The sequence below is a fragment of the Ignavibacteriota bacterium genome (assembly GCA_013285405.1).
In the GTDB taxonomy this organism is placed as follows: Bacteria; Bacteroidota; Ignavibacteria; order Ignavibacteriales; family Ignavibacteriaceae; genus IGN2.
Genome location: CP053446.1, coordinates 538130 through 554972, shown reverse-complemented (window position 1 = coordinate 554972; position 16843 = coordinate 538130). Strand labels below are relative to the sequence as shown.

Here is a 16843-nt window from a genome sequence, read left to right as displayed (position 1 = left end):
TATTTTATTCGTACCAATTTAAGAGATGACATCTTTCTGAGCGCTGGCTTCGATATAAGAAGATGTCATCTCTGCTTTGTTTGCACTCACATTTCCCCCTATCCTGTATCCGATAAATTCTTAAATTAATAGGCTGGATTAAAAAACTAATTATGGTAGACGCAAGCTTTAGCTTGCGGAATTAAATGTTTTGCGCAACTTGAAAGTTGCGGCTACCACTCAAATATTTAAAATGAATAACAACAAGTCATCGATAAATAATAAACGAATAATCGTTAAAGGTGCACGCGAGCACAACCTGAAAAATCTCAGCTTTGAGATTCCGAGAAATAAGCTGGTTGTGTTTACTGGTGTAAGTGGTAGCGGAAAGTCTTCTCTCGTCTTCGATACAATCTATGCAGAAGGACAGAGAAGATATGTCGAAAGTCTTTCTTCGTATGCACGGCAGTTTTTGGAAAGAATGAACAAACCTGATGTTGATTTCATACAGGGAATTTCTCCGGCAGTTGCAATCGAACAGAAAACGGTTGCAAGAAATTCACGTTCGACTGTCGGAACAACAACAGAAGTTTACGATTATCTTCGTCTTCTCTTTGCAAGAATAGGAAAGACCATCTGCTTTCAATGCGGAAAAGAAGTCACAAGAGCAACTACAACAACAGTTGTTGAATGGTTAGAATCACAAAACGATGGAACAAAATTTTATCTTGGCTTTCCACTTCATCAGCACGAAGGTCATACACTAAAAGAAGAAATTGATCTTCTAAAGAAACGTGGTTTCTTCAGGATTTATTTAAACCTGCCTGCCGGACAGGCAGGCAAAAAATTAATTGATCTGAACGAACAGAAATTTTCTTCCAAAGGTGCAAAAAATATTCGTGTCATTATTGAAAGATTCAAAGCAGAGAAAGGAAAAGTCCGGGAAAAATTATCTGATTCGATTGAAGTAACATTTAAAGAAGGTGAGAACAGACTTATCATCATCAATGCAGAAACGGGAGAAGAGAAAGAGTTCAACAAATATTATGAATGCTGCGGAATCAGATACGAAGAACCTGAACCGAGATTTTTCTCTTTCAACAATCCGTTTGGTGCTTGTCCCGTTTGTCAGGGATTCAGCAAGACAATTGGTATTGATATGAATCTTGTAATTCCTGATCCGAATCTAAGCATAATGGATGGAGCAATTGCACCATTCCGTGGTGCAAAGTATAGTTCGTTTCTTCGTGACTTAGTTCAGAATGCAAAACCGTTTAAAATTCCACTTCACATACCTTTCAAACAACTAACTGAAAACCAGGTTGAGCTGGTTAAAAAAGGTTTCGGAACATATTTGGGAATTGACGGTTTCTTCGAAAAGCTGGAACAGAAAACATACAAGATGCACGTCCGGGTTATGCTAAGTCGTTTCAGAGGATATACACTTTGCAGTGCTTGTAAAGGATCACGTTTGAGAAGAGAAGCTTTGCAGGTGAAGATAACCGGCAAATCTATTTACGACGTTGTTGCTCTGCCGATTGAACATTCACTAAAGTTTTTTGAACAACTGAAACTTTCCGAATATGATCTGCTTATTGGTGACAGAATTTTAAAAGAGATAATAAAGAGATTAAAATTTTTGAACGATGTTGGTATTGGTTATTTGACGATGGATCGTTTGAGTAGTACACTTTCAGGTGGAGAAACACAAAGAATAAATCTGGCTACATCACTTGGTTCATCTTTGGTTGGTACTCTTTATGTTCTTGATGAACCGACTATCGGACTTCATCCAAGAGATAATAACAGGTTAATTCAGTTACTTAAAAATCTTCGTGATATTGGAAACACAGTTCTGGTTGTTGAACATGATCCTGAGATGATGCAGAATGCTGATATGATATTTGATATGGGACCGAGAGCAGGAACAAATGGTGGAGAAATTATTGCAAGTGGAACCGTTGACGATGTATTGAAAAAAGAAACTTCACTGACTGGTAAATATCTTTCTGGAAAAATAAAAATCCCTCTGCCCAAAAAGCGAAATACCAGAAATACAAAAAGCATTCAGATTATCGGAGCAAGAGAAAACAATTTAAAAAATATTTCGCTTGAAATTCCTCTTAACAAATTTGTTGTGATTACAGGAGTAAGCGGTTCCGGAAAGAGCACGTTAATACACGATGTTCTCTATGCTGGAATAGCAAAGTATTTTGGAATGGCTCCATCGCATATCGGAAAGTTTGATGACATTCTCGGTGCAAAATATATAGATGGAATTGAAATAGTTGATCAATCACCAATTGGTAAATCACCACGATCAAATCCAATCAGTTATGTAAAAGCATTTGAGTTGATAAGAGAACTTTTTGCTTCGACTCATCAGGCAAAAGCTCGTGGATACAAACCTGGATATTTTTCTTTCAATGTACCCGGTGGAAGATGCGAAACTTGTCAGGGCGATGGATTTATTAAAGTTGAAATGCAATTTCTTGCCGATCTTTATTTAACATGCGATGATTGTGAAGGAACCAGATTCAAAAAAGAAACAAGAGAAATTACTTATCACGGGAAAAATCTTGTTGATGTTCTAGAAATGACAGTTGATGAAGCATTAACATTTTTCAAAGATCATAAAAAAATTGAAAATATTTTACAGGTTCTTTCTGATGTTGGATTAGGTTATATCAAACTTGGTCAACCATCAAATACACTTTCCGGTGGCGAGGCACAGAGAGTAAAACTTGCATCACATCTTGCAGCAAGTCGAGGAAATAATCATACACTTTTCATCTTTGATGAACCTACAACCGGACTTCACTTCGATGATATCTCGAAATTACTGAATTGCTTTAATATGCTTGTTGAAAGAGGAAATTCGGTTGTAATTATTGAACACAATCTTGATGTTATCAAATGTGCTGATTACATAATTGATCTCGGTCCCGAAGCAGGAGAAAAAGGTGGAGAAGTTGTTGCAATCGGAACGCCGGAAGAAATTATTGAAGTTGAAAATTCGTGGACAGGTAAATATTTGAAAACGTATTTGAATGGTTCCTCACATTCTAAGTGAATCTTAGTGTACTAGGTGTCTCAGTGGTAAAAGTATTTTTCTACCACTAAGACACTAAGAGCACTTAGTCGCACTAAGTTTTAACGACAACTTTCCCGATGCTTTTCCCGGTCTGAAAATATTTCAAAGCATTAATTAAATTATCAAATGAAAAAACTTCCCCGATGTGCGGCTTCTCCAGTTTCATATCAATTATTTTAATAAGCATTTCTCTCAGTTCCTCCGGATGATCCCATAAATAAATAAGATTAAATCCCATAACCGAACGGTTTTTGTCTGATAGTGATAACGGATCAACTTTTGGTCGAGTCAGATACTTGTAAATGACATTTAAATAATTTGGTCGTGAATTCCGGCTCATAAAATTTGCTGAGCCATAAATAATTATTCTTCCCGAAGGTGCAAGAGATTTAAAACTTGCTTCAAATATTTTTCCACCAATTGATTCCAGCACAAGATTAAGTTTTCTTTCTCCAAGAGTTATTTTTAATTGTCTGTCAAAGTTTTCATTCCTTACGATTACTTCATCATATCCTTCATTAATTAAAACCTTTCTTTTTGACTCCGACCCAATTGTGCCTATCGTATAAGCACCAAATTGTTTAGCAATCCTGTTTGCATAAATTCCAACTCCTCCAGCAGCACTGTGAATAAGTACAGTATGATTTGGTTTTAAATTTCCAAGTTCAAATAATGAATAATACGCCGTTAATGGTTGAACAACCATCGCAGAACCTTCTTCAAAGCTGTAATCAGCAGGCAGTGGCAGAATATATTTTTTATCAATATTTAAGTGAGTTGTATATGAACCAAATCTGATTGCACCCATAATTTTATCACCGATATTGTATTCAGTTACATTTTTTCCTTTGTTCACAACTAATCCGGAATATTCAAGCCCAGGGATAAAACTGCCTTTTGGAGTTGCACTATACAATCCCTGAATTGAAAACAAATCTGCAAAGTTCAAACCAATCGCCTTAACTTCAATAGTCAATTCATCATTCGAAGGATCAGGAAGTGTTTCTTCAAACAATTTTAGATTTTTGATAGACCCTGCTTTATTTATTCTGTAAACTTTTCTTTTCATGGTACATTAGAAAAATATTTTTAATTATTTTGGACATACAATATAATTTTAATTTAATATTCCATTCTTAAAATCTGAAAGAATAATATGAAACGGAAATATCTATTTGTTTTATTCCTGCTTGCTTCGTTACGAGTTTCAATGCTTCCTCAATCGTATTACTATGGGATTGATTTCGACACAGTCAAAGCACAGAAATTTGATATGGGTAAAATGTGGACTTTTGAAAATCCACCATTAGATTATTTTGAGGAAACGTATGGTTTCCGACCGAGCGAAGAATGGCTTAACAAAGTTCAGAAATCAGCACTGAAATTTGGCAGCGGATGTTCTGCTTCATTTATTTCAGAAGATGGATTAATTATGACCAATCATCATTGTATAAGAGGAATTCTCCGGGATTTAAGCACGGATAATCTGGATTTGCTGAAGTATAAATTTTATGCTGAGAATCAGAAAGACGAATTGAAGATACCAGGATTATTTGTTCGTCAGTTAATGATGATTGAAGATGTTACTGAAGAAATTAAGCGTGCAATGAACAAAGTTAATTCAGATTCAGAAAAAGTCGCAATAAAAAATCAGAAGATTGAAGAAATCAAAACGAAATATTTCAATTTAAATCCTGAATTAAGCTATGAAGTTATCTCTTTGTACTATGGCGGAAAATATTCTTTGTATGGTTATAAAAAATACACAGATATCAGATTGGTTTTTGTTCCTGAGCTGATTGTATCAAAGCTTGGTGGCGATTATGATAATTTTACTTATCCACGATACGGACTTGATTGTGCTTTTCTCCGTGCTTATGAAAATAATAAACCGATAAAGACTGAATATTATTTCAATTTCAATACAGAACCAGTTTATGAAGATCAATCAGTGTTTGTTGTTGGAAACCCTGGCAGTACAAACAGACTTTATACAATCGCTCAACTGGAATTTCTTAGAGATTACCGTTTCGGATTACAAACTCCGATGTGGAAAGAGTTATATAAAATCTATTATGACTTAGTTATGCAATCAAATGCAGAAGATATGAAACTGGTTGCAACTCTTTTCAATGTTGGTAATGGATTGAAAGTTTATGAATCAACTTATCTCGCACTTCAAGATCCGTTTTTTATGGCAAGGAAAAAAGATTTTGAAAATAAATTTAAGAATGCAGTTCATTCTGATCCGGAATTAAATAAAAAATATGGAAGGATTTGGGAACAGATTGCTGAAAACAGAAAAGCTGCATCTAAAATAGCAAATGAAAAATTTGCACTTTCTATCAGTTCAACTTATTCACCAAAATATTTTTTCATCGCAAAAGATTTGTTAAAACTTGCTGAACAATTAAAGCTGCCCGATGAAAAAAGAGAAGAAGCTTACAAGAGTGGAAAAATAGACAGTTTGATAGATTTTATTTTTCCTTCATCTTTTGATAAAAAAGTGGAAGACAAGAAACTTTTAGTCAATCTGAGTGTTGTAAAAAATAATCTTCCGCCTGAAAATGAAATTGCTCAGATTTTGTTATTAAGTAATGATGTTAAAACATCCGCCGAAATGATTCTCGCAAAATCAAAAATTACCACGAAAGAAAATGTAATCGCATTGGCAAAATCCTCTCCGGAGTCAATACTGAATTCAAATGATCCTTTCATCAGGTTTATTGCAGCGACACGCGATCGTATTAATGAATTGCAATCAATTGATAAAAGACTTGATGACTCAGATGTGATCAACAATCAACTGCTTGGAGAAGCATTATATGAAGTTTACGGTGATACCATTCCACCGGATGCAACTGGTACTTTAAGAATTTCTGACGGAATAATTAAAGGTTATGAGTATAATGGTACAATAGCTCCAATCAAAACAACTTTTTACGGTTCGCTCGATAAGTATTATTCCTTCAATAAAAAATTTCCATTTAATCTTCCGGACTACTGGGAAAATTTGCCTGAAGAATTTGATCTTTCTACAACATTGGACTTCATAAGCACTTGTGATATCATCGGTGGAAATTCGGGAAGTCCTGTTATAAATAAAGATGCGGAAGTTGTCGGACTTGCGTTCGATGGAAATATGGAAAGTCATGCCGGAAGATATATTTATACCACAGAAAAAAACCGGACAGTCAGCTTGAGTGCAGAAGGGATGATTGAAGCGATTCGTGATCTTTATAAAGCTGAAAAATTATCTTCGGAAATTTTAAATGGTAAAATTGAATAGCAAATAATGTTGCTTAATTAAATAATTCGGATTCTTTTTCATTCTGATTTAACAACATCCCCGAATTTTTCTGCTTCATTAAAGAGTTGTTCAGTTAAAACAATATCATCTTCAATTTCAAATCCTGCTTTCTTCAAACCTCTTGCAAGCCAGGTGTTGCAAGTGTTGAATAAATGATAATCTCCGTTTGCTTTGAAGAAGTAAACTCTGTTTAAATATTGGGTACTTAAAATTTTAATATTTCCTTCATTGTCTCTCCAAATAGTTTCAGAAATATATTCCAAAATAATTTTTAATTGTTCATTGTTAATTTTTAGTTCCACAACAATCTCAGAAATATTAAAATATTCAATCATCGAAATGTAAATACCTTCCATTCGTAAAGTGCTTGGTGTTGGATAGAACAATGCCTGATAAGCAAGTTCCCAATCAAAGTCAGGATTCTGATAGAAAGCTTCATCACCCCAGCCGATATCAATAAGTTCTGCTCCTTTGAAATATTTTACTTCGGGAAGGATTGTTGAATCTATGTCTTCAGTATGAAAAACAATTGCAGTATGCCAGTTTTGTTTAATCAGATAAATAGTAATCAGCGAATCATCTTGAAAAAATTCATTCGCCGATTCAACTGAAAACCCACAGCATTTCCAGATAGATTTCTCCGCTTGCAGTTTTGGCGAACTATTTAGAAAAAGGAAAATTACTGGAAAGATTATTATGTTATTCAGATATTTACCTAATAAAATTTTTCTATTTCGTCCCTCCGGGACTTGGCTATAATGCCGTTTTATTTTCTATGTTTATTTTGTCCCTATCGGGACAACATTTTTATGATAAGTGCTTGCTATCAACATAATCCCGTAAGGGATTAAATACTTCTATCAATATTTATGATAACAGATTTTCAAAGTCTCGTCAGGCTTGCCTGCTGCAAGCAGGGACGATATAGTGTTATCAAAAGCAAAAATATTTCTGATAAATATCTATTATTTCTAACCAAATAAATATGGAAAGAACTGGTTATTCACAAAATATTTTATAATTTCTATACGTTAATAAAATTAATCTAAATTTTTATGAAAATCTTCACACAAAATAAAGTTTCTTCATTCTTACTCTTACTCTTAAACTTAATCTTACTCCCGGTTAGCGGTACTGCTCAGCAGTTGAACGGAAAATACACTATTGTAATTCACGGTGGTGCAGGTTCGATGGATTCAAATGTGCCTGAATCAGAAAAACAGCTTTATATAAATTCGTTGACCGAAGCTCTGAAAATAGGAAAACAAATTCTTGAAAAAGGTGGAAGCAGTCTCGATGCAGTTGAACAGGTAATAAGATTTTTAGAAGATGATTCATTATTCAATGCCGGAAGAGGAGCAGTTTTCACTTCAGAAGGAAAGAATGAACTCGATGCATCAATTATGGATGGAAGAGATCTTTCATCGGGTGCAGTTGCCGGAGTAACAATAATCAAAAATCCTATTTCACTTGCAAGATTGGTAAAAGAAAAAACTCAACATGTTCTTTTCGCGGGAAAAGGTGCTGATGAATTGGGAAAACAGCTTGGAGTTGAAATTGTTGACCCATCTTATTTTTTTGTTTATGAAAGATATGAAGAACTGATGAAGATGAAAGAGAAAACGAAGGGAACAGTCGGCTGTGTAGCAATTGATCAATATGGAAATATTGCAGCAGGAACTTCAACCGGTGGAAGAACAGGTAAAATGCCTGGTAGAGTTGGTGATTCACCAATTATTAATGCAGGTACTTACGCTAATAATAATACCTGTGGTGTTTCTGCGACAGGCATCGGTGAATTGTTTATTAAAAATGCAGCTTGCTTGAAAGTTTCAATCTTAATGGAGTACAATAATTATACGCTTGAGCAAGCTGCCGAAGAAGTTATCTTCAAAATTCTGCCCGAAGGTTCAGGCGGAATAATTTGCGTGGATAAAGATTATAATTATAACTTTGCATTTAATACAGGAAGTATGATGCGTGCAGTTGCAACATCAGAAGGAATATTTGAAATTAAAATCTGGAAATAAAAATTATTTGGAGGGAATGTGAGACCAGAGCCGGGAGATTACGCACCTTATTATGAAAAATACATTACACTTATTGAAGGCGATGATATTCTAAAAATACTAAACGAACAAAGCAAACGAACTCAGGAAATTTTAAATTCATTCTCTGAACACAAAGGTAATTTTCGTTATGCTGATGGAAAATGGACAGTAAAAGAAGTTATCGGTCATTTGCTTGATACTGAAAGAGTATTTGCATACCGCGCTTTGTGTATTGCAAGAGGAGAAAAGAAATCTTTACCTGGTTTTGAACAAGATGATTATGTGAAAGAAGGGAACTTCAATAGCCGTGAACTTTTTGAACTAAATTATGATTTCAGATTACTCCGTGAATCGAATATTTTAATGTTCAGAAGTTTTACACCATCGATGTTTAAAAGAAGAGGATTTGCAAACGAAACATCAGTTACTGTTCTTGCAATACTATATATGATCGCTGGTCACGAAAAACACCATATGAAATTACTGAAAGAAAAGTATTTATAAGATATTCATCTTCCAAAAATTTCTTTTATAATTCTGTCAGTAGCGCCAAGATGTTTGTTAACAAATTCGAGAGAATTTTGTCCGTATTTTTTTAACAACTGTTCATTTGTAAATAATTTTCGCAGTTCACGGTAAAATTCCATTTTATTATTTATTAAAAATCCTCCACCGGCATCAACCAGGTTTTTCGCTTCCTGTGAATTTTCAATTTTAGGACCGAACAAAACGGGAATTCCATAAACTGCAGCTTCCAGTACGTTATGAACATTAATTTTAAAACTGCCGCCAATAAAAGCTGCATCAGCATAATTATAAAGTATTGATAAGACTCCGATTGAGTCCACGATTATTATCTTCTCTCCATTATAATTATTTATATGTGATAATCTGATGAATGATGTTTGACCTGAAAATTCATTTTCTAATTTTTCAAGACGTAGTAGTGAAGGTTCATGAGGAGCGATTATCATCATTGCATTATTATCGTATTTCATAAGTTTAAGAAAGACAGGAACAAGTACATCTTCATCCTGCTGCCACGTACTTCCCGCAACCAGCACGTTTTTATTTCCGAGTATTTCCTGCCTTATAATTTTACTATTCTTTGATGCAAGACTTCTGTTATAAACTCTGTCAAAACGTGTATCACCAACTACTTTTACCTGAACATTTTTACATTTAAAGCTGGCGAAACCATCCGCATCTTCCGAAGATACTGTCAGTATTTTTGCAAAATCTTCGAACAGATATTTATGAAATGATTTTGCAAGTGGGAATTTACGCGCAGAATTTTTCTTCATTGTTGCATCCACGAGCAAACAGGGAATTTTCTTTTCCTTCAATGTCCATACGTGATTTGGCCAGATATCATAACGCATGAATACAGCCATATTGGGTGAAACAATGTCTATGAACCTTTTAGCTCTCCACTTAGAATCAAAAGGCATATAGGTTATGATGTCTGCATAAGGATATTTTTTTGAGTTCTCATATCCGGACGGAGAAAAGAAACTCACCACAATATTTACATCAGTTTCTTTTTTAAGTTTCTCAATTATAGGTTTAGCCTGTTCAAATTCACCAAGAGATGAGGAATGAAACCAGATTACTTTTTTAGCTGGATTGAAACTCAATCTGTTCAAAATCAGATCCTCAAAAATTCTTTTTCTTCCGGCTATTCCAATACGAACTTTCTTGTTAAGAAGAGAAATAGCAATCAGACTGAGATAAAGTAAAGGAATAAAACAAATGTTATACAGTATTTGCCAGAATCTTTTCATTTTGCCGCCAAAAGATTTTCTAAACTCTGATAAGCCAGTTCCGGTGTTATTTCTTTCATACATTTGAAATGACCTTTTGGACAATACGACCGCCCAATATGTGTGCAGGGTCTGCATGAAAGATTTTCAACTTCCAGCTCAATGCTATTTGCTTTAAACGGAAAAAAACCGAATTCTCTCACAGTTGAACCGAAGAAAGCAATAACCGGGACTTTCATTGCAGCAGCAAGATGCATTAAACCAGAATCGTTAGTATAAACTGCCTTACAGATTTTTAGGTTAGCTGCTGTTTGTAATAAACTCTCACCACAAAGATTTATCGCACTATTAAGTTGTCCTGAAATTAAACGCGCAGATTCTGATTCATCCATTGAACCAAAGAGAACAACTTTGTATCCGGAAGACTCCAATTTCTTCCCAAGCTCAATAAAATATTCCACCAGCCAGCGTTTTGTAAAATGTCTGGACCCATGACATAAACCTATATATGAATAATTTTCTTTCAAACTTAAATCCGGTTGATGAGTCGTAAAAAATTCAAGCCCGTCATTGTCAAGTTTGAATTGAGCATTAGCCGCATACCTTTCAGAAATTTTATTTGCGTGTTTGAGTAAATTAATTTTAAAATGTACCAGCAGAAATTTTTTAAAGTTTTGTTTTTTAAATTTAAGAACAGGAGACCCTGATTCTCTTGTTATTTTTCTTGATCTGAAGTTATTTTGCAAATCAATTACAAGCTGATAATTTTCTTTTTGGAGTGATTCAACTAATAATTGATTTTCTGATTTATCTCTATTATAAGAATAAATTTTCGAGAGGTGAGGATTATTCGTTACTAATTCAGTGAATTCTTTCCTTAATAAAAAATCAATTTGTGTGGCAGGGTACTTCTTCTTAATTGAGCGAATTAACGGTGTTGCTAAAAGAATATCACCAATCGAGCTGAGCCTGATAATTAATATTTTTTTAATTTTTGAATAGTCGATAACCATATTTGATGCAAAATTTGCCTTAAAATATAAGTAAATATTGATTACACCTGAAACGAATATTGAAGTTTAACTCAAATGGAATTAATTTAGCATACAAAATTTAGAAAGATTTGAGATGACAACTCTACCACCTCCCGGAACAATTGAATTTCCAAAGACTTCATTGGGAAAAAAAGTCTATTCCGTTGTTGAAAGTTTTAGTGAATTTATTCCTGTAACAAATGATAAAAACAGACTTGGTTATTGCTTGTTTAAGTATATGAATAAGGAAGGAGACCCACCAAAAATCACATTGCGAAGTGCCAAGATTAAAGTTATCGGCATCTCAATAGATGAGCTTGCTCAAAAAATCGATGCCGAGTTAAAAAAAATAACTGAATAAAATTATTTAGCTGAAAGGTACTTCAACCTCAGCCATAAATTTTTCACTTAGTTATCAGGAATCCTGCCTACCGGACAGGCAGGTATTTCCTGATAGACTGAAACTCATCCTAATCCTTCCCTTACAAAGGGAAGGACTTGTTAGTGATAAAGTCTTTGTATTTTATTTGTTGACAGAAAATAATAGACAGTTTGAGTGGTAATAAAGTCCCTCTCTTTTTAAGAGAGGGACTTAGGGAGAGTTAACTATGAGCATAAATAATAGAACTTGCCAAAGCCAAGTATCAACTCACCGTCACTTCAACTTCAGCCATAAATTTTTCACTTAGTTATCAGGAATCCTGCCTACCGGACAGGCAGGTATTTCCTGATAGACTGAAACTCATCCTAATCCTTCCCTTACAAAGGGAAGGACTTGTTAGTGATAAAGTCTTTGTATTTTATTTGTTGACAGAAAATAATAGAAAGTTTGAGTGGTAATAAAGTCCCTCTCTTTTTAAGAGAGGGATTTAGGGGGAGTTAACTATGGGCATAAATAATAGAACTTGCCAAAGCCAAGTATCAACTCACCGTCACTTCAACTTCAGCCATAAATTTTTCAACCATTCTTACATCATCTTCACTTCCGATGAAAATGGGAACTCTCTGGTGAAGTTTTTCCGGTGTAATTTCCATTATCCGTTGCTTGCCGTTTGTTGCTCTTCCGCCAGCCTGCTCAACAATAAATGCCATGGGATTACACTCGTACATCAAACGCAATTTTCCATTTGGGTTTCTAGAATCAGAAGGGTACATAAAAATTCCACCATAAATTAAATTACGATGAACATCAGCTACCATAGATCCTGTGTATCTTGAAGAAAACGGTCTGTTTGACATTTTATCTTCCTCCTGCAAATACTTAATATATCTTTTAAGTCCCGGATGCCAGTAAAGATAATTTCCTTCATTGATACTATAAATTTTAGATTTTTTGGGAGTCTGCATATTAGGATGAGATAATAAAAACTCACCGAACGCAGGGTCAAGAGTAAATCCATGAACACCATTACCTGCTGTATAAACTAACATTGTACTTGAGCCGTAAATAACATAACCTGCAGCAATCTGATTAATTCCTTGCTGCAAACAATCTTTCATTGTACCTGGTCCATCACCTGGTGAAATTCGTTTGTAAATGGAAAAAATAGTACCAACACTAATATTAACATCAATATTTGAAGAACCATCAAGCGGATCAAAAAGCAAAACATATTTTCCGATATGAAATTTATCCGGAATATGAATGATCTCTTCTTCTTCTTCAGACGCCATAACGCACAGGTTGCCGCCATGATCCATTGCTTTAATCATCATTTCGTGTGCGAGTATATCGAGCTTCTTAACTTTTTCACCATGAACATTTTTATCACCCGTATAACCAATTATATCAACAAGTCCGGCTTTGTTAACTTCAAGAGATATTACTTTGGCAGCGAGTGAAAGATCGTGAAGTAATTTTGAAAGCTCACCAGTAGCCTCGGTATGTTTAGTTTGTTCTTCAATTATGTAACGACTTAATGTCATGAATTGTGTGGTTGGCATGATTCTACCCTCTATTTTTAATTAATTTAATATCAGGATGAAAGAATTTCCTGATCTTTATATTGTAACTGGTACAATTTATAATAAATTCCCTTTTTTGCAAGCAATTGTTGATGATTTCCTGTTTCTCTGATCTCACCTTTGTGTAAAACAATGATTTTATCAGCATTTTGAATGGTTGAAAGTCTGTGCGCAATAACAATCGCAGTTCTTCCAACAAGAAGTTTTTCAATAGCATTCTTGATCAGATGTTCTGTTTCAGTATCAACACTTGATGTTGCTTCATCGAGAATCAGGATTTTAGGATTATAAGCGAGTGCACGTGCAAATGAGATTAATTGTTTTTGCCCAACGCTCAAAGTAGCTCCGCGTTCTTTGACTTCTTCATCATACTTATCAGGAAGTGTTTCGATAAATTTATCAGCACCAACAATTCTGGCTGCTTCGATTACCTGTTCATCGGAAATATTATCGTCGTAAAGATTAATATTTGATTTTATTGTTCCTGAAAAAAGAAATACATCCTGCAGAACCATAGAAATATATTTTCGCAGTTCCTTTTTATCCAGTTTCTCTATTTCAATTCCATCAAGAAGTATTTTGCCTTTGTTTATATCATAGAATCTGGTGAAAGTATTTATAATGCTTGTCTTTCCGGCACCTGTATGTCCGACTATTGCAACTGTTTCTCCGGGATTAATATTGAATGAAATATCTTTTAAAACATATTCGTCACCATTGTAAGCGAACCAAACATTTTTAAATTCAATGCTGCCTTTTACATTTTCGAGTTGTACCGGATGATCAGGGTTTTTAATTATGGTTTGATTATCGAGCAGTTTAAAAATTCTTTCTGATGAAGCCATTGCAGTCTGCATAATATTATACTTTTCAGAAAGATCACGAATTGGTCTGAAAAACATTTCAGTGTACTGAATGAACGCAAATAAAACACCGATCGTTAAAGATTTTTGTATTACTTCACCGCCACCGTACCAGATTATCAAACCAACAGCAATTGCACTAAGCAGTTCAACTCCCGGGTAAAATACTGCGTAGTAAAAAATAGATTGAATATTTGTCTTCTTGTAATCGTCATTGATTAATGAAAATTTGTTAAACTCATCTTCCTGTTTATTGAATATCTGTACTACACTCATTCCTGTTACATGTTCCTGCATATAAGCATTTAATCTTGCAAGATAAAGCCGAACATCCCGATAGCTTTCACGTGCTTTTTTTCTGAATAGAAACGTTCCGTAAATTAAAACCGGCAGAACAGTAAGCGTAACAAGTGATAAAGAAACATCCATAAAGAACATGAAAACAAGGATCCCGATAATTATGAATATATCATAAAATACCATCACAATTCCGGATGAGAATAACTCTCCAAGTGCTTCAACATCATTTGTAGCTCTTGTGACCAATCTGCCAATAGGTGTTCTGTCAAAAAATTTTAAAGCGAGTGTTTGAATATGATTGAAGATTTTGGTTCTCATATCATAAAGAGTTTTTTGACCGATGAACTGTGTAAAATACGTGAGAAAGTATTGTATCGTTGCCTGAAGAATCAGTGAACCGGTAAGTACAAGACTTATTATAAGCAATCCATGATAATCTGATTTACTGATGTAATCATCCACAGCAATTTTGGTGAGCATTGGACCAACAGCACTGAGTATAGCAACAAAGATATTAAGTATGATAGCAAAGATCACATATTTTTTGTATGGAGCAATAAATCCAAGAAGACGCTTCATCAATTTAGCGTCATACGCTTTACCTAAAACTTCATCTTCGCCGAAAATTTCCTGAGCCATAATAAATTAAATTTCTTCTAATTCTTTTTCGAGTAATTGTTTCTGATGTAAATCAGAATAAATGCCGCCAAGTTCAACTAATTGCTCGTGTGTACCTTGTTCTGCAATTTTTCCTTCGCTTAAGACAATTATTTTATCAGCTTCTTTTACAGTTGAAATCCTGTGACTGATTATAATTGTTGTTCTGGATTTCATGAACTCTTTTATTCTTTTTAAGATTTCCTCTTCTGTATTTGTGTCAACTGCAGAGAATGAATCATCAAGAATGAGTATTTTGGGATCAATGACTAATGCTCTTGCAAGTGATGCTCTTTGTTTCTGTCCGCCGGAAAAAGTTATTCCTCTCTCTCCGACTATCGTCTCATATTTTTGAGGAAATGTTTGAACATCATCATTGAATTGTGCAATTGATGCTGCTTCAAGAGCTTTTTTCTCATCGTTACCTCGTAAACCGTAAGTAAGATTATTCATCACAGTATCCGAGAATAGAAATGATTCCTGCTGCACTAATCCAACATTTGTTCTTAAAACATTTAACGGAATGTTTTTTAAATCCGTTCCATCAATTAATATTTCACCGGAAGTGCAATCGTATAATCTCGGGATAAGGTTTACGAAAGATGTTTTTCCTGAGCCTGTATATCCCATTACAGCAAGTGTAGAGTTAACAGGGATTTTCAGATTTATATCTTTCAATACATAAGGATGGTTTTCGCTATATCTGAATGAAACATTTCTGAAATCAATATCACCTTTGAGTTCTTTTATGGAATAATCAGTGTTTGCTGAGTCTTCAATTTCATAAGGTTCAGCAAAAATTTTGTTCAAACGTTTCATACTTGCTTCACCCTGCTGGACGATATTGGTTACCCATCCGAAAGCAAACATAGGCCAGATAAGAAAACCAAGAAAGACCACAAATGCTGTCAATTCACCCAATGTGATTTCATTATCAATCACCATTGTTCCACCAACCAATACAACAATTATAATAGACATACCGGTGATAAGGAAAAGAATCGGCATGATGAGCGCCTGAGTTTTTACCAGATGCATATTCTTTTTTACGAAATCTTTACTCTCTTTAGCATATCTATCCATCTCGCGTTCTTCACGCGCATAAGATTTTACAACTCTGATCCCTGAAAAATTTTCCTGTGCCATTGTTGTAAGCTCAGCAAACTTTTCCTGGATAACTGTGAACTTCTGATGAATTTTCTTTCCGACTTTGTAAACAGCGTATGATAAAAACGGAAGTGGAAGTAATGAATACACAGTAAGTTGAAAATTCAATGTGATCATCAAAATTAAAACGAGCACTAATATCACCACTGTATCTGTTGTGTACATCACTGCAGGACCAATAAATGTCCGGACAGCATTAATATCATTAGTAGCATGCGCCATAATGTTACCAGTCGAGTTATTCTGGAAAAATCTCAGTGGTAATCTTTGGACGTGCGACCAGAAATCTCCCCGCAAATCGTATTCAATTTCTCTTGACACAACGATAATTGTTTGCCGTATCATGAAACGGAATATTCCGGATACAACTGATAAACCGATTATCATCAGTCCGTACTTCAACAACAATTCAGAAGTTGCATTTTTCTGAAGTGCATCTATTGAATCTTTCATGATCAGAGGAACGTAAACCGCAGTAATATCTGAAAGAATGATAAAGATCAAACCTAGAATAAGTTTCTTCTTATATCGGAGAAAATATTTTTTTAAAGTAAATAGGTTTTTCAATTATTATTTTGAATCTTGCTCTTAAATTTTAATTATGAAGCTATAAATACAATTATGTTTGGATAGCTAATTGATAAACTATATGAAAGGCAA

General features: G+C 34.4%; 12 protein-coding genes. 5 read left to right on the top strand and 7 right to left on the bottom strand.

Annotated elements, in window-relative coordinates; all coding sequences use genetic code 11:
* Positions 1-232: 232 nt before the first annotated feature.
* Complete coding sequence (gene uvrA / locus HND39_02385) at positions 233-3052, top strand: excinuclease ABC subunit UvrA (protein QKJ95206.1); 2820 nt, start codon at positions 233-235, stop codon at positions 3050-3052.
* Positions 3053-3125: 73 nt separating this feature from the next.
* Here the strand turns inward: uvrA and HND39_02380 are convergent, their stop codons facing one another.
* The gene (locus tag HND39_02380) at positions 3126-4142 is read right to left on the bottom strand and encodes a zinc-binding dehydrogenase (GenBank protein QKJ95205.1); all 1017 of its coding nucleotides are present in this window, start codon (positions 4140-4142) and stop codon (positions 3126-3128) included.
* An 87-nt stretch (positions 4143-4229) separates the two neighbouring features.
* Between HND39_02380 and HND39_02375 the strand changes: the two genes are divergently transcribed.
* Positions 4230-6362: a S46 family peptidase gene (locus HND39_02375; protein ID QKJ95204.1), complete on the top strand. Its 2133-nt coding sequence runs from the start codon at positions 4230-4232 to the stop codon at positions 6360-6362.
* Positions 6363-6400: 38 nt separating this feature from the next.
* On the opposite strand, the gene HND39_02370 is transcribed toward HND39_02375, so the two are convergent.
* Complete coding sequence (locus HND39_02370) at positions 6401-7153, bottom strand: DUF2459 domain-containing protein (protein ID QKJ97853.1); 753 nt, start codon at positions 7151-7153, stop codon at positions 6401-6403.
* 285 nt (positions 7154-7438) lie between these two features.
* Here HND39_02370 and HND39_02365 point away from each other — a divergent pair, with 285 nt between their 5' ends.
* Both HND39_02365 and HND39_02360 read left to right on the top strand, forming a co-directional pair.
* Positions 7439-8413, top strand: a complete 975-nt coding sequence (locus HND39_02365; protein QKJ95203.1) for an isoaspartyl peptidase/L-asparaginase — start codon at positions 7439-7441, stop codon at positions 8411-8413.
* A gap of 18 nt (positions 8414-8431) precedes the next feature.
* Positions 8432-8938, top strand: coding sequence for a DinB family protein (locus tag HND39_02360; GenBank protein QKJ95202.1), 507 nt, complete (start codon positions 8432-8434; stop codon positions 8936-8938).
* A gap of 5 nt (positions 8939-8943) precedes the next feature.
* Here the strand turns inward: HND39_02360 and HND39_02355 are convergent, their stop codons facing one another.
* The gene (locus HND39_02355) at positions 8944-10218 is read right to left on the bottom strand and encodes a 3-deoxy-D-manno-octulosonic acid transferase (protein ID QKJ97852.1); all 1275 of its coding nucleotides are present in this window, start codon (positions 10216-10218) and stop codon (positions 8944-8946) included.
* The gene (gene waaF / locus HND39_02350) at positions 10215-11210 is read right to left on the bottom strand and encodes a lipopolysaccharide heptosyltransferase II (GenBank protein QKJ95201.1); all 996 of its coding nucleotides are present in this window, start codon (positions 11208-11210) and stop codon (positions 10215-10217) included. Before waaF ends, HND39_02355 begins: the two co-directional genes overlap by 4 nt.
* Before the next feature lie 115 nt (positions 11211-11325).
* On the opposite strand from waaF, the gene HND39_02345 reads away from it, so the two are divergent.
* Entirely contained in the window at positions 11326-11592 is a 267-nt protein-coding gene (locus HND39_02345) for a hypothetical protein (protein ID QKJ95200.1), read from the top strand.
* Positions 11593-12152: 560 nt separating this feature from the next.
* On the opposite strand, the gene fbp is transcribed toward HND39_02345, so the two are convergent.
* Genes fbp through HND39_02330 form a run of 3 tightly spaced genes read right to left on the bottom strand, consistent with a single transcriptional unit; the run spans position 12153 to position 16750 of the window.
* A complete protein-coding gene (fbp, locus tag HND39_02340; GenBank protein QKJ95199.1) occupies positions 12153-13175 on the bottom strand; it encodes a class 1 fructose-bisphosphatase in 1023 nt (340 codons plus the stop codon).
* A 32-nt stretch (positions 13176-13207) separates the two neighbouring features.
* The gene (locus HND39_02335) at positions 13208-14998 is read right to left on the bottom strand and encodes an ABC transporter ATP-binding protein (GenBank protein ID QKJ95198.1); all 1791 of its coding nucleotides are present in this window, start codon (positions 14996-14998) and stop codon (positions 13208-13210) included.
* 6 nt (positions 14999-15004) lie between these two features.
* Positions 15005-16750, bottom strand: a complete 1746-nt coding sequence (locus HND39_02330; GenBank protein ID QKJ95197.1) for an ABC transporter ATP-binding protein — start codon at positions 16748-16750, stop codon at positions 15005-15007.
* Positions 16751-16843 lie beyond the last annotated feature (93 nt).

Coding starts and splice junctions, on each gene's coding strand:
- uvrA (QKJ95206.1), top strand. CDS start 233: ATGAATAACAACAAGTCATCGATAAATAATAAACGAATAATCGTTAAA.
- HND39_02380 (QKJ95205.1), bottom strand. CDS start 4,142: ATGAAAAGAAAAGTTTACAGAATAAATAAAGCAGGGTCTATCAAAAAT.
- HND39_02375 (QKJ95204.1), top strand. CDS start 4,230: ATGAAACGGAAATATCTATTTGTTTTATTCCTGCTTGCTTCGTTACGA.
- HND39_02365 (QKJ95203.1), top strand. CDS start 7,439: ATGAAAATCTTCACACAAAATAAAGTTTCTTCATTCTTACTCTTACTC.
- HND39_02355 (QKJ97852.1), bottom strand. CDS start 10,218: ATGAAAAGATTCTGGCAAATACTGTATAACATTTGTTTTATTCCTTTA.
- waaF (QKJ95201.1), bottom strand. CDS start 11,210: ATGGTTATCGACTATTCAAAAATTAAAAAAATATTAATTATCAGGCTC.
- HND39_02345 (QKJ95200.1), top strand. CDS start 11,326: ATGACAACTCTACCACCTCCCGGAACAATTGAATTTCCAAAGACTTCA.
- fbp (QKJ95199.1), bottom strand. CDS start 13,175: ATGCCAACCACACAATTCATGACATTAAGTCGTTACATAATTGAAGAA.
- HND39_02335 (QKJ95198.1), bottom strand. CDS start 14,998: ATGGCTCAGGAAATTTTCGGCGAAGATGAAGTTTTAGGTAAAGCGTAT.